Here is an 18,542-nt window from a genome sequence, read left to right as displayed (position 1 = left end):
CCGTGAAGGGGCGCCGAACGGATCAGTCGGTGCCGTACTTCGGCGAACGCGGACCGTAGAGCAGGCCACCGTTGTAACCGGTGGAAAGCAGCCGGGCACTGGTGATGCCGGCGATGGGATAGGCGGCATCCTCGACGGAGCTGTTGATGATCTGCTTGACGGCTGCGGTGACCAGCATGCCGACCAGGCCGCCCCCGTTGTTGTTGTTGCCCTCTTCGCTGGAGGCACTGGCCGAGCCGGTCCACAGGGTGGTGCCGGTCTTCAGGTCCACCAGGCGGGCGCTGGCGGTGACGATGGCCGCGCTGCTGAACACCATGTACTGGGTGCCGTACTGGGTGACGGTGATGTACAGCGCCGCATCGGCCCCGTAGACCTCATGCAGCTTGGCCGGCGGCAGTTGGTGGATATCGCCCGGGGAAGTCAGGCCGTTCTGGCGGAAGGTCTCGTCCACCAGGGCCACCGGCAGCACGTAGTAACCGGCCTCGGCCAGCGGGTAGGTGACCTGGGACATCATGCCGTAGGTGGCCTTGACGTCCGGCGACTCGTTCAGCGGCGGCAGCACCAGGATCGAGCGCGGGCGGGCCTCCTTGTAGGCGGAGTAGTCGACGCTCTTCTGGGTCGAGGCGCAGCCGGTCACCAGGGCGCCGAGGACACAGCAGACCAGCAGTCGGGACAGGTGACGAAGGCTCATTGCGCACCTCCCTTGGCGTTCTTCAGCAGCATGTCCATGTAGGTGGCGGACTCGGGGAACAGCGCCTTCTCGGTCTCGAACTCACGCACCATCTGGTCATCCTTGCCGATGCTGGAATACAGCAGGCCGAGCTGGGCGTGGTAGCCCGGCGGTACGGCACCGTTCTTGGCCTTGATCTTCTGCAGGTCGGCTTCCAGCGCCTCCACCTGGGCTTCCTTGGACTCGCCCTTGAAGTACTGGTTGACCTGGGTCTGGTAACCCTCCCACTGGTAGAGGGTCTTGGGCCCGCTGCAGCCGGCCAGCATGGCGCTCGCCAGCAGCAGTGCGGCGAGCGAGGTGTTCATCGGTTTCATTGCATGACGTCCTTGTTTCAGTTCTGCGGTTTCCAGGCGCCGCTGTCGACGGCCGCGACCAGCTTGTTGACGGCTTCGCGCATGGCCAGATCGAGCACCTTGCCGTTGAGGGTGGAGTCGTAGCTGGCGGTGCCGCCGAAGCCGATCACTTCACGGTTGGACAGGGCATATTCGCCCGCACCCTGAGTGGAATAGACGACTTCGGAGGTGGAGATGTTGACGATGTTCAGCGCCACCTTGGCGTAGGCGATCTGGGTCTTGCCACGGCCAAGGATGCCGAACAGCTGGTGATCGCCCACTTCCTTGCGGCCGAACTCGGTGACATCACCGGTCACCACGTAGTCGGCACCCTTCAGGCGCTGGGCCTGGCCCTTGATGGCGGCTTCCTGCTGGATCTCGCTCATGTTGTCGCGGTCCAGCACGTTGAAGCGGTTGGTCTGCTGCAGGTGGGTGATGAGGATGGTCTTGGCCTGGCCACCGAGGCGGTCGACGCCGTCGGAGAAGATGCCGCGCATGTAGCTGGAGCGGTTGTCGAACTTGCCGACGGCGATGGGTGCGCGCGGGCCGCTGTAGGGACGGTTGACGCTTTCGACCTGCTGCACCGCGACGGCGGTGGAGGTTTCGGTGGCGCAGCCGGACAGGCCGGCCAGGGCCATGGCTGCCAGGACCGGCAGCAGGGCACGCTTCGAGACGATGCTCATGGAGACTCTCCTTGTTTTAAAAGCCAAGGCCTTCGCCACCGGCAGACCGGGCGAAGACCGAAATAATGAGGGGGAGCGGCCGCAACCGGCTCATCGGGCAGGACGCGCCAACGAGGGTGCGATCAATAACGGGGAAAGGCGTGAAAAACGACGACATCCGATGTCCTGCGACTGCGACAACTCCTGGATTCACCCCGCCGCCAATGGCTTGCGGGGCAAGGCCTGGGCCGGGCGCGCGGAGATTAATGGCATTTGGCTTTTACGCGCAGCACCTGCCGACGGACGGCTTGATAGCACGGCTTGCGGGGTGTTGTCGCGGGTGACGCGGCAGTGCTGTGACGGACTTGCCGGCGCGGCATCGCGTGGTCGGAAATCTCCGTGCTAGGATCGCGCGCCGCGCGCAATGCCTGTTGCGTTATCCGGAAAGATTCAGGGACGAATGCATGAAAATCGGAACGTTTATCAAAGTCGGTGCCTGGACAGCAGCCCTGTTCTTCGGCGTGAAGGAAATCCTGACCTTGCAAAGCTGGACCGAAACCAGTGCGACGGTCACGACCATTTCCTACTCGCGCCACTCCGACTCGAAGCGCCTGGGCGGCGGCTACTACACCGTCTTTATCGATGTGGCCTATGAAGTAAATGGCACCCGCTACACCGACCGCAGCAGCACCGACATCAGCCTTGCCAGCCTGCAGACCTATCTAAAACTGTACAAACCTGGGACCCGGATGAAACTCAAGTACGACCCCAAGGAGCCTTGGGAGTCGGAAGTCATCACGCCAGGCTGGCGGGGCTGAGCACCTCCTCCAGAGGCTTGGCGAAGCGGCTCGCTCCTTCCGACTCACCACCATCCCCACCCTTCACAGATCGATTGCCCAGTCTGCGACTATGCTTGCCGACGAGGTAATCCGCTGGACAACAAGGAGATGGAACGATGAGAAAGACAATGCATGTGCTGGCCGGAACCGCACTGATCCTGATGAGTGTCGGCGCATCGGCCAGTGATGTCGGCTTCGGGATCGGCATCAGCTACGTGTTTGGCGAAGGCCCTGCCCTGGGGATCAATGCCTTCTCGAACGACGAGGACAACGAAGCCATTGTCTCGGTAGGCCTCGATTACGTGTTCTCCAGTCAGTCGATCCGCCCGAACATCGGCGTCGGCTACCAGGGGGAAGGCTATTACGGCGATGCCAACGTGGGTTACTCGCTGGAGAAACAGACCGTGGACTTCGGACTGGGCGGTGGCTGGTCCAACTCCGACGACCACAAGAAACACCGGCCAGAACCGGCACCGCCCGTGATTATCTGACCAGCGCCCGGCACGTAGACTCTCCCTGGGCCCGGCGTCAAGCCCAGGGACACACCGAAAAGCCCGCCATTGCGGGCTTTGCATCAGCGCCAACTGCCAGGCTGCTGGACCAATGGCGAAGTGTTGGACGCATCCTTGCAGGCGTGGTAAGCAATGGCCTGGGATTTCTCGTCAGGCTTGACCGGAAATCCGGCCTCCTCTCCGTTGTATCCCCACTCGCCCAACGCGCAATCGACCCACAAAACCTCCGTGCCGCTGCTTCCATTGTCGAGTTCTATCACTGCCTGGGACTCCGCCAGCAGCTCGACCGAGACCACCTTCAGCCCGCCGCCGATCAGCTCCTCTGCAGACGCAGTGACAGGAATCAGAGCCGCCGCAACAGCCACCAAGAGCACAATACGCATCGATCACCCCTCCATGGTCTGGAGCAATGACTGTAGTAGAGCGCAGCCCATGCAGATGCTGCCTAACGAGATAAAGCGCGAATCGCGCTCTCACGACGAGAGGCTTGCTCCAAGAAGCTGCTTTCAATCGATGACTCGGGATTCTTGATAAACTGCGCGCCCTTCGCGCCAGACACGGATCTGAGCGGTGCAACCCACACTGCCGTCTTTCCGTTTCCGTGAGTGATCGTGCCCATTTCCCTATTTGCTACACGGCGAATTTGACTTGCTACCTGTAGCGAGCGCGGCCCGATAACAAGCGGAAACGGGGTAAAACGGGCAGAAATCAGACGTACCCAAATGCCCCTAGAATCAAGCTCTACGCCAGTAACCACGCGCCCTGCGCTGTCCCGCCGCTTCTCCGTGGCACCGATGATGGACTGGACCGACCGGCATTGCCGCTTCTTCCTCCGCCAACTGTCCCGGCACGCGCTGCTGTACACGGAGATGGTGACCACCGGCGCGATCCTGCATGGGGATCGCGCTCGCTTCCTCCGTCATGACGAGCAGGAGCATCCGCTGGCGCTGCAGCTGGGCGGTAGCGTGCCGGCCGACCTGGCAGCCTGCGCGCGGCTGGCGCAGGAAGCGGGTTACGACGAGGTGAACCTCAACGTCGGCTGCCCCAGCGACCGGGTGCAGAACAACATGATCGGCGCGTGCCTGATGGGGCATCCGGCGCTGGTGGCCGACTGCGTGAAGGCCATGCGCGATGCGGTGGAGATCCCGGTGACGGTCAAGCACCGCATCGGCATCAATGGCCGCGACAGCTACGAGGCGCTCTGCGATTTCGTCGGGCAGGTGCGGGAGGCCGGCTGCCGGAGCTTCACCGTGCATGCTCGCATCGCCATCCTCGAAGGCCTTTCACCAAAGGAGAACCGCGAGATCCCGCCGCTGCGCTACGACGTGGCCGCTCAGTTGAAACGGGACTTCCCGGACCTGGAGATCATCCTCAACGGCGGCATCAAGACCCTCGATGAGTGCGAGGCGCACCTGACTACCTTCGATGGAGTGATGCTGGGCCGCGAGGCCTACCACAACCCCTACCTGCTGGCGTCGGTGGACGGGCGCCTGTTCGGCTCGGAGGCCCAGCCGATCACCCGCGCCGCCGCACTGGAGGCCATGCGCCCCTACATCGAGCGGCACATCGCCGAGGGCGGGCAGATGCATCACATCACCCGCCACGTGCTGGGCCTGGCCCAGGGATTCCCGGGGGCACGGCGCTTCCGCCAACTGCTCTCGGTGGACGTGCACAAGACCCAGGCGCCGCTGGAACTGCTCGATCAGGCCATCGACCTGCTGCGCGGCCACTGAGCCGCGTTCTGCGGGGCCAGGGCATAGCCCTTGTGCCCCTCCGGCACCACCAGGCCGCTTTCCAGCATCCGCCCCAGTACCTGGCGCACGCTGACCAGGGAGAGCGGCTCGCCAGCGGCGTTCAGCCGCTGGTGCAGCAGGCGGGTGGAGATGCCGCCGTCTTCGTTCTGCGCATCGCAGAGTATCTCCAGCACCTTCAGGCGCGGCAGGCTGGCCTTCAGGCCGGCGTCCTGCAGCATCTGGCGCAATCGGGAATGGTCGCTGTGGGGCATGGCGAAGCTCCTTCTGGTCTGTTGCCTGTGGCGTGTCGGCACCGAGGCGGCCTTCCTGCGCCACCCCACCCGCTCAGCGGGCCCTCATCAATAAAGACGAACCAGCACGAAAAACCCGCAAGGAAATACGGAATTTTTTTCGCGGCCATGGTCTGACGAACGTGGCGGCAGCACCGCCATGAAATTCCCCTGGCCGCCCGTTGAGCCCGCCCGGGCTGCTCAGGTAAGGTCACGCAACCTGCAACGACAAGGCCTCGTCATGACTTCCAAGCTGGACCAACTGAAGCAGTTCACCACCGTGGTGGCCGACACCGGCGACCTGGATGCCATCGCCCGTCTCAAGCCGGTGGATGCCACCACCAACCCCTCGCTGCTGCTCAAGGCAGCAGCCCTGCCCCGCTACGCCGATCTGCTGGACCAGGCCGTGGCGGGAAGCGCTGGCGACCTGGGGCTGGCATGCGACCGTTTCGGGGTGGCCGTGGGCCAGGAGATCCTCAAGGTGATTCCGGGGCGTATCTCCACCGAAGTGGACGCGCGCCTGTCCTTCGATACCGAGGCGACCCTGCGCCGCGCCGAGCGTCTGGTGGAGCTGTATGACAAGGCCGGCATCGGCCGCGAACGCGTGCTGATCAAGATCGCCTCCACCTGGGAAGGCATTCGCGCCGCCGAGCGCCTGGAGCGCAGCGGCATCCAGACCAACCTGACCCTGCTGTTCAACTTCGCCCAGGCGGTCGCCTGCGCCGAGGCCGGGGTGTTCCTGATCTCCCCCTTCGTCGGGCGCATCTACGACTGGTACAAGAAGGCCGAAGGCCGCGACTACGCAGGCGCCGAGGACCCGGGCGTGCAGTCAGTCTCGCGCATCTACCGCTACTACAAGGCCCACGGCTACGAGACGGTGGTAATGGGTGCCAGCTTCCGCAACCTGGGGCAGATCGAGGCACTGGCTGGCTGCGACCGCCTGACCATCAGCCCGGACCTGCTGCAGAAGCTGGCCGAAGATGACGGCCAGGTGGTCCGCCAGCTGAGCGCCGAGGGCGCGGCAGAACCGCGCCAGACACTGGATCAGCCGGCCTTCCGCTGGCAGTTCAACGAAGACGCGATGGCCACCGAGAAGCTGGCCGAGGGCATCCGCCTGTTCGCCCGGGATCAGGAAAAGCTCGAAGCCCTGCTCAAGGCACGCGCCTGATACGAAAGCGCCTGGCTGCAACGGCCAGGCGCATCAGGTTCAAGCGGGGAAGGTTGAAAGGTCAGCTGCGCTCGAGCGCGCTGACCAGGTCATGGAAGGCTTCGCGGTTAGACTCGTTCAGCCCCATCAGGATGCGGTGTGCTTCGAGCACCTTGGTGCGCACCACGTCCTCGGTCTGGTCCTGGGGCGGCAGGTCCTCCAGGCACTCAGGGCACGGCAGCGGTTTGTCGACGATGTTGAACACCTGATCGAAGCCCATCGACTGCAACAGCCGGGTGATGTCCGGGTGGGTGGTGACGACGGTGGGCAAGAGCCCGACCTTCTGCCGGGAGAGGATCGACAGCTTGGCCAGCAGGCCCAGGGTGGTGCTGTCGATGCTGCGCGTTTCGGTCAGGTCGATGACGATCGCCGAAAAGTTAAGTGCGGAGAAGATCTTCTCGATAGTGGCGTCCAGGGCCGAACACAGGGTCAGGCGGATTTCACCGACGAACTTCAGGACAAAGGTGCCGTCCTGCTCGGCAAACTGGATTTTACCGGTACTCATGCAAGGTTCCTGCTCAACACCAGCAAGGCGATATCATCTGGCATATCCCCCAGGTTGGCCAGGCCAAAGGCCTTCTTGAGGCCATCCAGGGATCCACCGGCTGCCTGCACGATTTCCGGCAGGGCAGCTTCTTTCTCTTTGAGCGTGTCGCCCGGCAAAAGGTCCAGGATGCCGTCGGACATCAGCGTCAGGCTGAACGAGGCCGGCAGGTCCATCACCTGGTCCTCGTAGCTCGCTTCCTCGAACAGGCCGACGGGCAGGCCGCGCCCGGTGAGGTAATGCGCCTGGCCTGTGCTGTACAGCACAGGCAGGGGCAGGTGCCCGCCGATGCTGTAGGTCAGCTTGCCGCTCTCCTCGTCGATCACCCCGCCCAGCATGGTCACGTGCTTGCCCAGCTTGCAGTTGATCAGGCCACGGTTGATGTGGCCGAGCACCTCGGAGGGCTTGAACTCCGGCAAGGTACCGCCACGGCGCGACTCGTAGAGCAGCCGGGTGGTCATGAACTTGAGCAGGACGGTGACGAAGGCGGACGAGGCGCCATGGCCGGAGACATCCGCCAGGTAGAAGGCAATGCGCCGCTCGTCGACCCGGAAATAGTCGACGAAGTCCCCCGACAGGTAGAGGGACGGGATGATCTGGTGGGCGAAGTGCAACCCGTCCACCGTCCAGGGCGTGACCGGCAGCATGTTCATCTGCACCTGGCGCCCGGCGTTCTGGTCTTCCTGCAGCAGGTGCAGGCTGGCCTGGAGTTCGCGGTTGGCGGCTTCCAGCTCCTCGCGGTAGCGCTGGTTCTCCAGCCGCAGGGCGTGGCGATCCAGCGCGCGGCGTACGGAGTGCTCCAGCACCGCCAGGTCTTCCAGGGGCTTGATCAGGTAGTCCGCCGCCCCGAGGCGCAGGGCCTCGACGGCGTCGCTCATCACACCGGCCCCGGACACGACGATCACCGGCGTGTCGGTTTCCAGCTGGTTGATGCGGCGGATGAGTTCCAGCCCGTCGACCTGGGGCATGCGCAGGTCGCAGATGATCAGATCGGGATGTTCCTGCTCGAAGACCTGCAACCCCTGCAGACCATTACCTGCCTGCAGGACGTTGAAACCACTGTCTTCCAGATAGGCTGCGAGGCTGGTGCGGACAACCTCGTCGTCGTCGATGATCAGCAGCTTGGCACTGGTATTGTGCATGGAGTATCCAGGCAAACGGCGCCGGGGGTGGGCTGGTTGAGGCACCGACCTAGGCCGGATGCGGGTAAGGGGTTCGCTTCAAGGCGCAGACGGTACTCCCATCCGCAGGGCGATTCAAGCGTGCGCCGATTGTCGAAACCTGCCTTTACACATGAAAAGAGCGGGAGTTATAAGAGGCCGGGGTCAGTCCATCCAATACCAGAGGACAGCAGATAATGAGTCAGAACGATCATCGTTCTTACAGCGAGAAGCGCGACTTCATCCGCATGCAGGTCGAGGCGCAGGTCGTTCTGCACCATGGAGGCCGCGAGTACCCGGCCCTGTGCCGCGACCTGTCGAGCACCGGCATGCAACTGGAAGCCGATGCCCACCTGTCGATAGGTGACAAGGTGCGCGTCCACATCCCGTCCGACCACGCCGAGCTCAAGGGCCTGGACGCCGAAGCCGAGGTGGTTCGCATATCGGCCGGCGACGATGGGCGCATGTCCATCGGCCTCGCCATCACCTCGATGAGCTGATCGGCGCACATAGAAAGAAGGCGGCCCATTGGCCGCCTTTTTCATACCCGCAAAACGAGGGAGGCGATCAGAAATCGTCCTCAACCTCGCCGTCGCGCACCTTGAACTCGCGGTTCTGCAGGTAGGCGTTGCGGATGAACACGTACTTGTCGCCGGTGATCATCTTCTCGGCCGACAGCAGGCTGGAACGGGTGTCCACGGTATTCACCCCGAGGATCACGTTACGGGTCGGCACGTGGTCGATGTAGGGATAGGGCGTGGTGTAGCTGTCCACGAAGCGCGCAGGCGCATCGCGCAGGGTGCTCGGCCCCAACAGCGGCAGCACCACGTACGGGCCGCTGCCCACGCCCCAGGCGCCCAGGGTCTGACCGAAGTCCTCGTCGCTGCGCTGCAGCCCCATGCGGGTCGCCACGTCGAACACGCCAAGCACGCCGAAGGTGGTGTTGAAGATCAGCCGGCTGGTGTCCACGCCCGCCGCGTGCAGCTTGCCCTGCAGCAGGTCGTTGGCCAGGTTGCCGACGTCACCGACGTTGCGGAAGACGTTGTGCACGCCGTCTTCCACGAACTGCGGCGTCACGTACTGGTAGCCCTGGGCGATCGGCTTCAGGGCGTAGGTGTCGACCGTGTCGTTGAAGCTGAACACCGCGCGGTTGACGCCCTCCCACGGGTCTTCATCCGCAGCCTGGACCACCAGCGGCAGCGCCACCAGGCCGGCGACCGCCAGCAGGCGGCCCATTCGATCGAGCCAACCCGCACCGATCATTCGCATTGCAGTCTCTCCTAGGGAAAAGTAGTGTGGCGCCCCCAGCGGGCCGCCCGACAAGGCGCGCAGTATACGGCCATTGAATGGCCAATAGGCAGCATAGGTAACGCGACCAATGGCGGAAAAGAATTTACTCCATGTAGCGCACATCCCCGTGCGCTGGGGCGATATGGACAGCTACGGCCACGTCAACAACACCCTCTATATCCAGTACCTGGAAGAAGCCCGCGTCGCCTGGTTCGAGCGCCACGGCATCGCCATGAACCACGTGGCCCAGGGTCCGGTGGTGCTGCAGACCCTGCACACCTACCTGCGCCCCGTCGTGCACCCGGCCACCGTGGTGGTGGAGCTCTACGCCGGCACGCTGGGCAACTCCAGCCTGGTGGTCGAGCACCGCCTGGGCACCCTGGAGGCACCTGGCGTGGTCCATGGCGAAGGCCACTGCAAACTGGTCTGGGTCGACCACGCCAGCAACCGCCCGGTCCCTGTGCCGGAAGCCCTGCGGCGCATCTTCCAGGGCCCGCCGACCGTCACGGAACCGTAACCTGCGCGTCATCCCGGGCAGCTAGGCTGGAAGAGCCCACGTCAGGATGACCCACCMATGCCCAGCACCCCGCCGCCCCCTTTCACCGCCCTGCTCCTCGGCCTGACCGGCTGCCTGGTGGACTTCGGCTCCCGGACCCTGCCCCTGGCCCTGCAGCGCACCGTTGTGCGCCACACCGACGGGCAGCTGGATGAGGTTGCCCCCCTTGCCCCGACCGACCAGTTGGAAGCGCTGCTGAAGCGCCGCCCCCGCCCAGCAGAGCGGGCCCGGCTGCAGGATGCCCTGGTCGAGGCCGCCCATGAGCGTGCTGAACCGGCACCGGGCCTGGACGCCCTCCTCGACCGCCTGGCCAGTCAGAACATCCCCGCAGCCTGGCTGGACGAACTGCCCGAACACGTCACCACGGTGCTGGCCCAGTCGCTGCCCGACTCGCTCCCACCGGCCCAGGCCGGCACCGGGCGCCCCTGGCCAGCCCCGGACAGCTGCTGGAACGCCCTCACCGGCCTCGGCGTCGAACGCCTGGAAGGCTGCGTGCTGGTCAGCGGCGAACCCCGCCTGCTCCAGGCCGGCCTCAACGCCGGGCTGTGGACCGTCGGCCTCGCCGCCAGTGGCCGACTCTGCGGCCACGCCCTGGGGGACTGGCAGGCACTGCCGGCCAACGAGCGCGACGCCCGGCGCGCCCGCGCCACCCTGGAGCTGTATCGCCTCGGCGCCCATTCGGTGATCGACCACCTCGGCGAGCTGCCCGACTGCCTCGACGACCTGGCGAGCCGCCGGCAGAAGGGCGAGAAGCCCTGACCCCGTTTTGTAACGGCATTGATCACGATCAGGCAGCGCCGCCCCGCCTGGATTAATCTCACAGGCACCGGGACCTTTTGCCGTCAGACGGCGGTCCACTCCTGAGTCATGTCAAAAGGGAGAACACCATGTCCGAACGCCTGCAGCAGCAACTGAGCGAACTGCGCGACCAACTGGCCCAAGACACCCCGATGGATGCGGAAGAGCGCGCCCACCTCAACGGCCTGATCCGCGACATCGAACTGAAGCTGGCGAACGAGGCCCACACTCCGGAAGACAGCCTGGTGGACGGCGTCAACCTGGCCGTCGAGCGTTTCGAGCTGAGCCACCCGACCCTGGCCGGCACGTTGCGCAACATCATGCAGAGCCTGGTCAGCATGGGCATCTGACCCCCCACCCCGAATGCAGGAACCCCGGCCAGGTGCCGGGGTTCTTCGTTTCAGCTTGCCGCTGGGCGCAGCCCGGAATGAGTTACTGCCGCACCAGCCGACCGTTGTCCGGGCTGATGGGGTGCGTGCTGCGGTAGGGGTTGATGTCCAGCCCGCCGCGGCGCACATAGCGTGCCTGCACCGTCAGGTGCTCGGGCTCGAGCAGGCGCAGCAGGTCGAGGAAGACACGCTCGACGCACTGCTCATGGAAGTCGCAATGCTGGCGGAAGCTCACCAGGTAGGCCAGGAAGCTGGCGTGGTCCAGGCGAGCCCCCTTGTACTGCACCACCAGCGTGCCCCAGTCCGGCTGGCCAGTGACCGGGCAGTTGGATTTCAGCAGGTGGCTGTGCAGTGCCTCCTCCACCAACTCGGCGGCATCGGCGCGCAGCAGCTCCGGTTGCGGATGGTCGTAGTGGTCAATGCTCACATCCAGGTCATCGATGCAGGTGCCGGCGGCGCGGGCCACACCCTCGACCTCCACCTCCGCCAGGCTGCGCACGCGCACCTTCACCTCGGCCCCTGCCGCGGCCGACAGGTCCTTCTCCAGCACCGCCACCAGTTCCGCAGCCGTGGCAAAGGCGCTCTGGTTGAGGGAGTTGAGGTAAAGCTTGAAGGACTTCGACTCGATGATGTTCGGCGAATCGGCCGGGATGGCGAACTCGCCGATGGCCACCACCGGCTTGCCCGACGGGGTCAGCCACGACAGCTCGTAGCAGTTCCAGAAATCCACGCCCTTATAAGGAAGGGTCTCCGCCGTCAGCCCCAGCTCGTTCCACTTCGCCACGCGGGAAATGGGGAACAGCAGCTGCGGGCTGTAGGTGCTGATGTACTCACTGGACTTGCCCAGCGGCGAGTGTTCGGCGGGATGCTGCATGAGAGGCGACCTGGCGGGGGAGAAAACCGCGCAATTGTATACAGCCCGGGCCTGCCGCAAAACCTCGGCGACACGCCCGGCCCCTTACAGCCAGAAGCGCAGCCCCAGCACCCAGGCGCCCTCCTCGTCCGGCTCGCCGGCTGCGCGGAGCCAGTCCCCGCTGCGGCCTTGGGTACGCTCCCACTCATAACCCAGGTAAGGCGAGAACGCCGGCGTCACCCGCCAGTGCAGGCGCAACCCCGCCTCCAGCGTGCCGCTGCCGGCGCCGCGATCCAGGTCGCGGTCGTCCGCCAGGGCCAGGTCGTATTCCAGCCGGGGCTCCAGCACCAGCCGTTGGGTCAGCAGCACCTGGTATTCCGCCTCCAGGCGCAGCGAGGGATCACCCCGTTCGCTCACCAGCAGGTTGCCCTCCACCTCGAACCACTGCGGTGCCAGCCCCTTGATCCCCACCAGCGCATGGCTGCGCGCCGGCCCCGGCTGGTCGTCATGGGCCACGCCCGCCTGCCAGTCGAAGAAGTCGCTGAACATCCGCCGGTACAGCAGCTCGGTGTGGCTCGACGTGGTCGGCCCCCCGGCATCCCGGGCGCCTTCGTTCTTCAGCACCAGCTTGTGGGTGTCGGTGCCGTACCAGCCCTCCAGCTCCCAGGCCAGCTGGGTGTCGTTGCCGTGGAAGCGCTGCTCCAGGCGATCGAACCCCAGGTAGCCGACCGGCATGGCATCCATCTCCATCGCCCAGGACAACGGGCTGGCCAATGCCGCCAGCAACCCCCATTCAATGACCCGCATGAGCAGCCTCCTCCATCGGTTGCATGGCCTCGCCCAGGGAGCGGCTGCTGCCATCGGGCGCCTCGACGATCACCTTGCGGAACATGCCGCTGGCCATGTGGTAGATCAGGTGGCAGTGAAACGCCCACTGGCCGATGGCATCGGCCGGCACGTCCACTTCCAGCGTGCTGCCGGGCGCCACGTTGACCACGTGCTTGAGCGGGTTGAGCCGGCCGTTGCCCTTGTCCAGCTGCATCCACATGCCGTGCAGGTGCATCGGGTGGTTCATCATCGTCTGGTTGACGAAGCGGAAGCGCACCCGCTCACCGTAGCGCAGGCGGATGGGCTCAGCCTCGGAGTATTTCACCCCGTCGAAGGACCAGAAGTAGCGCTCCATGTTGCCGGTGAGCTTCAGTTCGATGGTGCGGTCCGGCGCGCGGTAGCGGGCATCCGGGCGCATCGCCTTGAGATCGCCGTAGACCAGCACCCGCCCGCCCTCCACCGGCTCGGGAGCGATGCCGCTGCCCGGCGCGTAATCCGGGTTGCCACCGGCGGCCGGCATCCCGTGGCCCATGGCGGCATGGTCCATCCCGGCCATTTCTGCATCGCCCATGCCCGCCATCGCACCGTGGTCCATCCCCGGCATGGCGTGATCCATGCCCATGTCGGCCATGCTCAGCAGGCGCGGTGGCCCCAGGGTAGGCACCTCGGCCACCATGCCCGGCCGGGGCGCCAGGGTGGCGCGGGCGTAGCCACGGCGGTCCATGGAGGCGGCGAACAGCGTATAGGCCCGATCCTCGCGGGGCTGCACGATCACGTCATAGGTCTCGGCCACCGCCAGTCGCACCTGGTCCACCGTCACCGGCAGCACGTCGTTGCCATCCGCCTGCACCACCGTCATCGGCAGGCCGGGGATGCGCAGGTCGTAGTAGCTCATACCCGAGGCGTTGATGATGCGCAGGCGCACCCGCTCGCCTTGCTTGAACAGCGCCGTCCAGTTCTGCTCCGCGTCGCGGCCGTTGACCAGGAAGCGAAACCCGCTGACATCGGCGATGTCCGTCGGCGACATGCGCATGTCGCCCCAGCTCCAGCGGTCCTTGAGGGTCGCCCAGACGCCATCGCGGGCGGCATCTGTGAAGAAGTCCCCCAGGGTGCGCTTGTGGTCGTTGTAGTACTCGGCGTCCTTCTTCAGGTTGGCGAGGGTGCGCTCGGGCTTTTCGTCCTGCCAGTCGAACAGCATCACCGTGTACTCGCGGTCGTAGCGGTACGGCTCGCGCCCGCTCGGCTCGATCACCAGCGGCCCGTACAGCCCCTCCTGCTCCTGAAAGTCACTGTGGGCGTGGTACCAGTAGGTGCCCGACTGCTGCACGCGGAAGCGGTAGGTGAAGGTCTGCCCGGGCTTGATGCCCGGGAAGCTGATGCCCGGCACGCCGTCCTGGTCGTAGGGCACGATCAGCCCGTGCCAGTGCAGCGAAGTGTCGCGGTCCAGGCGGTTGGTCACGCGGATCTGCACCTCCTCGCCTTCCTTGAAACGCAGCTCCGGCGCGGGCGACTGGCCGTTGATGGTCAACGCCGGCCGGCTGCCATCGCTCAAGGCCACGCGCCCCTCATCGATCACCAGCTCATAGGTGCCGGCCCCGGCGTCGGCTGCCAGGGCCAGCAAGCCGGCGCCCATCAGCGCACGCATCAGGGCTTGACCTCGACCTTGCCGACCATGCCGGCCTGGTAGTGGCCGGGAATGTTGCAGGCGAACTCCAGCCCGGTGGCCTGGGTGAAGGTCCAGGTCAGCTCGGCCGTCTTGCCCGGTTCCACCAGCACGCTGTTGGGGTCGTCGTGCTTCATCATCGCCCCGTGATCCATGCCAGCCATGTCCATGCCGGCCATGTCGTGCCCCATCTGGCTGTGATCCATGGCGCCCATGTCGTGCTTCATGTTCATGCCGGTGGGGGTGAGCATCCCCATCTGCTGCATCTTCAGCATTTCCTGCTGGTGGCGGGCATGCATGGCCGCATCGCCGAGGTTGAACTCGTGGAGCAGGCTGCCGGTGTTCTTCAGCACGAAGCGCACCGTCTCGCCCGCCTTCACCTGCAGGCTGGCGGGCTCGTAATACATGTCACCCAGGGTGATCTCCACGGTACGGCCGGCATCGGCCGCCTTGGCCGGGTGGCCGAACGCGAAGGTGGCGGCACCGTCGGCCAGCACGGGCAGGCTGAGGAACAGGCCGCAGGCGAGAACAAGGGCGGATCGTTTCATGACAGGGTCTCCTGATGGACAGGCCCCCATCCTGCCGCCCTGCCACTGGCGCCTGGCTTACCGGCACATTACAACTTTGTCAGCCAGGCCCACCGCACCGGCCCGGCACGGTATAAAGGAACCCCCACGACACAGGCCCGCCATGAAACTGCTCATCGTCGAAGACGAACCCAAGACCGGTCAGTACCTGCGCCAGGGGCTGGGCGAAGCCGGCTTCCTGGTCGACCTGGCCAGCGACGGCATCGCCGGCCAGCACCTGGCGCTGACCGGCGACCACGACCTGATCATCCTCGACGTGATGCTCCCCGGCCGCGACGGCTGGCAGGTGCTGCGCACCCTGCGCGAAGCCGGCCTGGAGACGCCCGTGCTGTTCCTCACCGCCCGCGATGCCGTCGAGGATCGCGTGCGCGGCCTGGAGCTGGGCGCCGACGACTACCTGGTCAAGCCCTTCGCCTTCGCCGAACTGCTGGCGCGGGTGCGCACCCTGTTGCGCCGGGGCACCACCGGCCAGCAGGACACCAGCCTGCAACTGGCGGACCTGCGCCTCGACCTGCTGCGCCGCCGGGTGGAGCGTGGCGGCCAGCGCATCGACCTCACCGCCAAGGAGTTCGCCCTGCTGGAACTGCTGCTGCGGCGCCAGGGCGAAGTGCTGCCCAAGTCGCTGATCGCCTCCCAGGTCTGGGACATGAACTTCGACAGCGACACCAACGTCATCGAAGTCGCCATCCGCCGCCTGCGGGCCAAGGTGGACGACGCCTGGCCCACCCGCCTGATCCACACCGTGCGCGGCATGGGCTACGTGCTCGAGGCGCGGGACGCCTGATGCGCCTTTCCCTCGGCGCCCGCCTCAGCCTGCTGTTCGCCGCAGCCACCGCCAGCGTCTCGCTCATCGCCGGCGCCCTGTTCGACCGGGCCAGCGAAGCGCACTTCCTCGAACTGGACAACCAGTTGCTGGCCAGCCGCGCCGAAGCCCTGCGCAGCCTGCTCGGCCCGGTGGGCAGCGCCGAAGCCCTCGCCGCGCGGGAAGACGACCTGCACGCCGAGCTGCAACGCCAGCCCGACCTCGCCCTGCGCATCCTCGGCCCCCAGGGCGAGCTGTGGTTCGACAGCCAGGCCGTCGCCGCCCACGCCCAGCATGGCGAGACCGCCTGGCGCGCCTACGGCACCGAACTGCTCCCCGGCCAAGCCGACAGCCCGCGCCTGGACCTGCGGCTGGACATCACCCACCACCAGCACTTCCTCGAACGCATGCAGCGGCTGATCTGGCTCACCGTCGGCCTCAGCGCCCTGGCCACCGCATTGCTCGGTGCCTGGGCCGTACGCAGCGGCCTGCGCCCCCTGCGGCAGATGGCCGAGGTGGCCGCCGGCATCTCCGCCCACTCCCTCACCACCCGCCTCGACCCGGCCAACGTGCCGGCCGAGCTGAGCGACCTGGTGAGCGCCTTCAACGCCATGCTGGCGCGCCTGGAAGACGCCTTCCAGCGGCTCTCCGCCTTCTCCGGCGACATCGCCCACGAGCTGCGCACCCCGCTGTCCAACCTGCTGACCCAGACCCAGGTCACCCTCGCCCAGCCCCGCGACCTGGCCACCTACCGCGAAGCCCTGCACTCCAACCTGGAGGAGCTGCAGCACCTGGCGCAAATGGTCAACGACATGCTGTTCCTGGCCAAGGCCGAGCACGGCCTGCTCACCACCCGCCGCGAGCCCCTGGTACTGGCCGACGAGCTGGAGGCACTGGCCGAGTTCTTCGCCCCCCTGGCCGAGGAAGGCGGCATCCGCCTCACCTGCTCCGGCAATGGCCGCCTGGAGGGCGACCGCGCCATGCTGCGCCGCGCCCTCTCCAACCTGCTGGACAACGCCCTGCGCTTCACCCCGGCCGGCGGCGCCATCGAACTCAGCGCCTGCCCCGCCGGCCCCTCGCTGCGCCTGGAGGTGGCCAACCAGGGCCCGGCCATCCCCGCCGAACTGCAACCGCGCCTGTTCGACCGCTTCTTCCGCGCCGACCCGGCCCGCCGCGAAGGCCAGGCCGAGCATGCCGGGCTCGGCCTGGCCATCACCCGCTCCATCGTCCGCGCCCACGGCGGCGAAGTCCGCTGCGTGAGCGCGGACGGCTGGACACGCTTCCAGATGGACTTCCCCGTCACAACCACGACCGCATCGCAGAACTGAGCAGTGCTACCCCTCGTAGCAGCGTCTACTCTGGGATAATCGCCGGTCGGCGAAGGACTGCCTGGCCCTGCCACACCCTGCCGAACCGTCACCTCCCGGCCATGTACCGGACGGGGCGATACCATGAGAACCGCGCCTGTCGGTGCTGCCACGAGCGGCACCGTCCAGCCGGCACTGTCCGCATGTCGCGGCCACCTACTGTCTGCCCAGAACAAAAAAGGCACACACCATGATCAAGAAGTACATCGCTGCCCTGACCTGCGCGCTTACCCTCGCCAGCGGCCACGCCCTCGCGGCGGAAACCGGCCCCATCACCATCCGCTTCTCCCATGTCGTCGCCGACGACACCCCGAAGGGCCAGGGCGCCTTGCTGTTCAAGCAGTTGGTGGAGAAACGCCTGCCCGGCCTGGTGAAGGTCGAGGTCTACCCCAACTCCACGTTGTTCGGCGATGCCGACGAGCTGCAGGCCCTGCAGGACGGCAAGGTGGACATGCTCGCCCCCTCCCTGGCCAAGTTCGACCAGTACACCAAGCAGCTGCAGCTGTTCGACCTGCCCTTCCTGTTCGATGACCAGGACGCGGTCAACCGCTTCCAGAAGCGTGCCAAGGGCCGCCAGCTGCTGCGCGCCATGGAAGACAAGAACATCATCGGCCTGGCTTTCTGGCACAACGGCATGAAGCAGCTTTCCGCCAACCGCCCGCTGCACACCCCGGCGGATGCCAAGGGCCTGGCCTTCCGCATCCAGGCATCCAACGTGCTGGAGTCGCAGTTCGCCCAGATCGGCGCCAAGGCCGTGCCCATGCCCTTCGCCCAGACCTTCGACGCGCTCAAGGGTGGCCAGGTACAGGGCACCGAGAACACCTGGTCGAACTTCGCCAGCCAGAACCTCGACACCGTGCAGCCCTACATCATCGAGACCAACCACGGCGCCCTGGACTACATGCTGGTGAGCAACTCGCGCTTCTGGTTCGCCATTCCGCACCAGACCCGCACCGAGCTGGAAGCCATCATCGACGAGGTCACCTTCGCCGTGAACAACGCCGCCGCCCAGCAGAACCAGGCGGACCGCCAGCGCATCCAGGCGGCCGGCAAGGCCCAGATCATCACCCTCACCCCCGAGGAGCGCGCGGCCTGGCGTGCCGCCATGAAGCCGGTCTGGGACCAGTACACCCCCGACATCGGCGAAGACATCGTCAAGGCCGCCCAGGTGGTCAACCGCAAGTCCCGCTGACCCCCTCGCCCGGCCGGCACTCGCCGCGCCGGGCCTACCCCGCTGCTGCCCAACCCTCGGCAGCGCTCGATCCGCCCCCGTCACCCACCAGACAGCATGCAGGCCGTAGGCTCTGTACGAAAAGTCGTCGAGCGAAGGTCAGGCAAGGCGAAAACGCTCGAAGAAGCGCAGTTTACGTGCTGTAAATGAGCATTCTGAGAGCGTTTTC

General features: G+C 66.0%; 23 protein-coding genes. 11 read left to right on the top strand and 12 right to left on the bottom strand.

Going from position 1 to position 18,542, the window contains the following annotated elements; genetic code table 11:
- Window positions 1–22: 22 nt before the first annotated feature.
- Genes SZ55_RS08615 through SZ55_RS08605 form a run of 3 tightly spaced genes read right to left on the bottom strand, consistent with a single transcriptional unit; the run spans window position 23 to window position 1,745 of the window.
- On the bottom strand, window positions 23–691 hold the full coding sequence (locus tag SZ55_RS08615) for a DUF799 domain-containing protein (RefSeq protein WP_044404210.1): 669 nt from the start codon (window positions 689–691) through the stop codon (window positions 23–25).
- Entirely contained in the window at window positions 688–1,035 is a 348-nt protein-coding gene (locus SZ55_RS08610; protein WP_044404236.1) for a DUF4810 domain-containing protein, read from the bottom strand. Before SZ55_RS08610 ends, SZ55_RS08615 begins: the two co-directional genes overlap by 4 nt.
- A gap of 26 nt (window positions 1,036–1,061) precedes the next feature.
- The gene (locus tag SZ55_RS08605) at window positions 1,062–1,745 is read right to left on the bottom strand and encodes a CsgG/HfaB family protein (RefSeq protein WP_044404206.1); all 684 of its coding nucleotides are present in this window, start codon (window positions 1,743–1,745) and stop codon (window positions 1,062–1,064) included.
- A 443-nt stretch (window positions 1,746–2,188) separates the two neighbouring features.
- On the opposite strand from SZ55_RS08605, the gene SZ55_RS08600 reads away from it, so the two are divergent.
- Together SZ55_RS08600 and SZ55_RS08595 are read left to right on the top strand one after the other, a co-directional pair.
- A complete protein-coding gene (locus tag SZ55_RS08600; protein ID WP_044404204.1) occupies window positions 2,189–2,542 on the top strand; it encodes a DUF3592 domain-containing protein in 354 nt (117 codons plus the stop codon).
- A gap of 137 nt (window positions 2,543–2,679) precedes the next feature.
- Window positions 2,680–3,054: a hypothetical protein gene (locus tag SZ55_RS08595; protein ID WP_152644457.1), complete on the top strand. Its 375-nt coding sequence runs from the start codon at window positions 2,680–2,682 to the stop codon at window positions 3,052–3,054.
- Window positions 3,055–3,137: 83 nt separating this feature from the next.
- Here the strand turns inward: SZ55_RS08595 and SZ55_RS27080 are convergent, their stop codons facing one another.
- Complete coding sequence (locus tag SZ55_RS27080; protein WP_052807562.1) at window positions 3,138–3,458, bottom strand: hypothetical protein; 321 nt, start codon at window positions 3,456–3,458, stop codon at window positions 3,138–3,140.
- 339 nt (window positions 3,459–3,797) lie between these two features.
- Here SZ55_RS27080 and dusA point away from each other — a divergent pair, with 339 nt between their 5' ends.
- The gene (gene dusA / locus SZ55_RS08585) at window positions 3,798–4,808 is read left to right on the top strand and encodes a tRNA dihydrouridine(20/20a) synthase DusA (protein WP_082078178.1); all 1,011 of its coding nucleotides are present in this window, start codon (window positions 3,798–3,800) and stop codon (window positions 4,806–4,808) included.
- Here the strand turns inward: dusA and SZ55_RS08580 are convergent.
- Window positions 4,778–5,080: a hypothetical protein gene (locus SZ55_RS08580; RefSeq protein WP_044404196.1), complete on the bottom strand. Its 303-nt coding sequence runs from the start codon at window positions 5,078–5,080 to the stop codon at window positions 4,778–4,780. The genes dusA and SZ55_RS08580 overlap by 31 nt on opposite strands.
- Window positions 5,081–5,339: 259 nt before the next feature.
- Between SZ55_RS08580 and tal the strand changes: the two genes are divergently transcribed.
- Window positions 5,340–6,266, top strand: a complete 927-nt coding sequence (gene tal / locus SZ55_RS08575; RefSeq protein ID WP_044404194.1) for a transaldolase — start codon at window positions 5,340–5,342, stop codon at window positions 6,264–6,266.
- A 61-nt stretch (window positions 6,267–6,327) separates the two neighbouring features.
- Here the strand turns inward: tal and rssC are convergent, their stop codons facing one another.
- Window positions 6,328–6,810 (bottom strand): anti-sigma factor antagonist RssC, encoded by a 483-nt coding sequence (rssC, locus tag SZ55_RS08570; protein ID WP_044404192.1) that lies wholly within the window; start codon window positions 6,808–6,810, stop codon window positions 6,328–6,330.
- Window positions 6,807–7,991 carry a two-component system response regulator RssB gene (gene rssB / locus SZ55_RS08565; RefSeq protein ID WP_044404190.1) on the bottom strand — a complete coding sequence of 395 codons (1,185 nt, stop codon included), beginning with the start codon at window positions 7,989–7,991 and terminating at the stop codon, window positions 6,807–6,809. The genes rssC and rssB overlap by 4 nt, the downstream gene beginning before the upstream one ends.
- Window positions 7,992–8,206: 215 nt before the next feature.
- On the opposite strand from rssB, the gene SZ55_RS08560 reads away from it, so the two are divergent.
- Entirely contained in the window at window positions 8,207–8,509 is a 303-nt protein-coding gene (locus SZ55_RS08560) for a PilZ domain-containing protein (RefSeq protein WP_044404188.1), read from the top strand.
- Between the two features lie 67 nt (window positions 8,510–8,576).
- Here the strand turns inward: SZ55_RS08560 and SZ55_RS08555 are convergent, their stop codons facing one another.
- Entirely contained in the window at window positions 8,577–9,278 is a 702-nt protein-coding gene (locus tag SZ55_RS08555) for an MlaA family lipoprotein (RefSeq protein WP_044404186.1), read from the bottom strand.
- Between the two features lie 109 nt (window positions 9,279–9,387).
- Between SZ55_RS08555 and SZ55_RS08550 the strand changes: the two genes are divergently transcribed.
- The 3 genes from SZ55_RS08550 to SZ55_RS08540 all read left to right on the top strand — a co-directional run bounded on the left by SZ55_RS08550 (window position 9,388) and on the right by SZ55_RS08540 (window position 11,003).
- Window positions 9,388–9,816: an acyl-CoA thioesterase gene (locus SZ55_RS08550; RefSeq protein WP_044404185.1), complete on the top strand. Its 429-nt coding sequence runs from the start codon at window positions 9,388–9,390 to the stop codon at window positions 9,814–9,816.
- A 57-nt stretch (window positions 9,817–9,873) separates the two neighbouring features.
- Complete coding sequence (locus tag SZ55_RS08545) at window positions 9,874–10,614, top strand: phosphatase (protein WP_044404183.1); 741 nt, start codon at window positions 9,874–9,876, stop codon at window positions 10,612–10,614.
- A 128-nt stretch (window positions 10,615–10,742) separates the two neighbouring features.
- A complete protein-coding gene (locus tag SZ55_RS08540) occupies window positions 10,743–11,003 on the top strand; it encodes a DUF4404 family protein (RefSeq protein ID WP_044404181.1) in 261 nt (86 codons plus the stop codon).
- A gap of 82 nt (window positions 11,004–11,085) precedes the next feature.
- Here the strand turns inward: SZ55_RS08540 and queF are convergent, their stop codons facing one another.
- The 4 genes from queF to copI all read right to left on the bottom strand — a co-directional run bounded on the left by queF (window position 11,086) and on the right by copI (window position 14,934).
- On the bottom strand, window positions 11,086–11,916 hold the full coding sequence (gene queF, locus SZ55_RS08535) for an NADPH-dependent 7-cyano-7-deazaguanine reductase QueF (RefSeq protein WP_044404179.1): 831 nt from the start codon (window positions 11,914–11,916) through the stop codon (window positions 11,086–11,088).
- Window positions 11,917–12,000: 84 nt separating this feature from the next.
- Window positions 12,001–12,702 carry a copper resistance protein B gene (locus SZ55_RS08530; RefSeq protein WP_044404177.1) on the bottom strand — a complete coding sequence of 234 codons (702 nt, stop codon included), beginning with the start codon at window positions 12,700–12,702 and terminating at the stop codon, window positions 12,001–12,003.
- A complete protein-coding gene (locus SZ55_RS08525; RefSeq protein WP_044404175.1) occupies window positions 12,689–14,368 on the bottom strand; it encodes a copper resistance system multicopper oxidase in 1,680 nt (559 codons plus the stop codon). The genes SZ55_RS08530 and SZ55_RS08525 overlap by 14 nt, the downstream gene beginning before the upstream one ends.
- The gene (gene copI, locus SZ55_RS08520) at window positions 14,368–14,934 is read right to left on the bottom strand and encodes a copper-resistant cuproprotein CopI (protein ID WP_044404173.1); all 567 of its coding nucleotides are present in this window, start codon (window positions 14,932–14,934) and stop codon (window positions 14,368–14,370) included. Before copI ends, SZ55_RS08525 begins: the two co-directional genes overlap by 1 nt.
- Window positions 14,935–15,076: 142 nt before the next feature.
- Between copI and SZ55_RS08515 the strand changes: the two genes are divergently transcribed.
- From SZ55_RS08515 to SZ55_RS08505, 3 genes are all read left to right on the top strand, one after another.
- A complete protein-coding gene (locus SZ55_RS08515; RefSeq protein WP_044404171.1) occupies window positions 15,077–15,757 on the top strand; it encodes a heavy metal response regulator transcription factor in 681 nt (226 codons plus the stop codon).
- Window positions 15,754–17,103, top strand: coding sequence for a heavy metal sensor histidine kinase (locus SZ55_RS08510; protein WP_044404169.1), 1,350 nt, complete (start codon window positions 15,754–15,756; stop codon window positions 17,101–17,103). Before SZ55_RS08515 ends, SZ55_RS08510 begins: the two co-directional genes overlap by 4 nt.
- 229 nt (window positions 17,104–17,332) lie before the next feature.
- Window positions 17,333–18,334 (top strand): DctP family TRAP transporter solute-binding subunit, encoded by a 1,002-nt coding sequence (locus SZ55_RS08505; protein WP_052807561.1) that lies wholly within the window; start codon window positions 17,333–17,335, stop codon window positions 18,332–18,334.
- Window positions 18,335–18,542 lie beyond the last annotated feature (208 nt).

This window comes from Pseudomonas sp. FeS53a, assembly GCF_000931385.1.
Classification (GTDB): Bacteria; Pseudomonadota; Gammaproteobacteria; order Pseudomonadales; family Pseudomonadaceae; genus Metapseudomonas; species Metapseudomonas otitidis.
This window is presented reverse-complemented; position numbering and strand designations above follow the sequence as displayed.

Bases quoted from the DNA above. Each gene is read 5' to 3' on its own strand.
- SZ55_RS08530 (WP_044404177.1), bottom strand. From the start codon at position 12,702: ATGCGGGTCATTGAATGGGGGTTGCTGGCGGCATTGGCCAGCCCGTTG.
- SZ55_RS27080 (WP_052807562.1), bottom strand. From the start codon at position 3,458: ATGCGTATTGTGCTCTTGGTGGCTGTTGCGGCGGCTCTGATTCCTGTC.
- SZ55_RS08600 (WP_044404204.1), top strand. From the start codon at position 2,189: ATGAAAATCGGAACGTTTATCAAAGTCGGTGCCTGGACAGCAGCCCTG.
- tal (WP_044404194.1), top strand. From the start codon at position 5,340: ATGACTTCCAAGCTGGACCAACTGAAGCAGTTCACCACCGTGGTGGCC.
- SZ55_RS08610 (WP_044404236.1), bottom strand. From the start codon at position 1,035: ATGAACACCTCGCTCGCCGCACTGCTGCTGGCGAGCGCCATGCTGGCC.
- SZ55_RS08545 (WP_044404183.1), top strand. From the start codon at position 9,874: ATGCCCAGCACCCCGCCGCCCCCTTTCACCGCCCTGCTCCTCGGCCTG.
- queF (WP_044404179.1), bottom strand. From the start codon at position 11,916: ATGCAGCATCCCGCCGAACACTCGCCGCTGGGCAAGTCCAGTGAGTAC.
- SZ55_RS08560 (WP_044404188.1), top strand. From the start codon at position 8,207: ATGAGTCAGAACGATCATCGTTCTTACAGCGAGAAGCGCGACTTCATC.
- SZ55_RS08515 (WP_044404171.1), top strand. From the start codon at position 15,077: ATGAAACTGCTCATCGTCGAAGACGAACCCAAGACCGGTCAGTACCTG.
- SZ55_RS08525 (WP_044404175.1), bottom strand. From the start codon at position 14,368: ATGCGTGCGCTGATGGGCGCCGGCTTGCTGGCCCTGGCAGCCGACGCC.
- rssC (WP_044404192.1), bottom strand. From the start codon at position 6,810: ATGAGTACCGGTAAAATCCAGTTTGCCGAGCAGGACGGCACCTTTGTC.
- SZ55_RS08540 (WP_044404181.1), top strand. From the start codon at position 10,743: ATGTCCGAACGCCTGCAGCAGCAACTGAGCGAACTGCGCGACCAACTG.
- SZ55_RS08595 (WP_152644457.1), top strand. From the start codon at position 2,680: ATGAGAAAGACAATGCATGTGCTGGCCGGAACCGCACTGATCCTGATG.
- SZ55_RS08505 (WP_052807561.1), top strand. From the start codon at position 17,333: ATGATCAAGAAGTACATCGCTGCCCTGACCTGCGCGCTTACCCTCGCC.
- copI (WP_044404173.1), bottom strand. From the start codon at position 14,934: ATGAAACGATCCGCCCTTGTTCTCGCCTGCGGCCTGTTCCTCAGCCTG.
- dusA (WP_082078178.1), top strand. From the start codon at position 3,798: ATGCCCCTAGAATCAAGCTCTACGCCAGTAACCACGCGCCCTGCGCTG.
- SZ55_RS08555 (WP_044404186.1), bottom strand. From the start codon at position 9,278: ATGCGAATGATCGGTGCGGGTTGGCTCGATCGAATGGGCCGCCTGCTG.
- rssB (WP_044404190.1), bottom strand. From the start codon at position 7,991: ATGCACAATACCAGTGCCAAGCTGCTGATCATCGACGACGACGAGGTT.
- SZ55_RS08605 (WP_044404206.1), bottom strand. From the start codon at position 1,745: ATGAGCATCGTCTCGAAGCGTGCCCTGCTGCCGGTCCTGGCAGCCATG.
- SZ55_RS08550 (WP_044404185.1), top strand. From the start codon at position 9,388: ATGGCGGAAAAGAATTTACTCCATGTAGCGCACATCCCCGTGCGCTGG.
- SZ55_RS08580 (WP_044404196.1), bottom strand. From the start codon at position 5,080: ATGCCCCACAGCGACCATTCCCGATTGCGCCAGATGCTGCAGGACGCC.
- SZ55_RS08615 (WP_044404210.1), bottom strand. From the start codon at position 691: ATGAGCCTTCGTCACCTGTCCCGACTGCTGGTCTGCTGTGTCCTCGGC.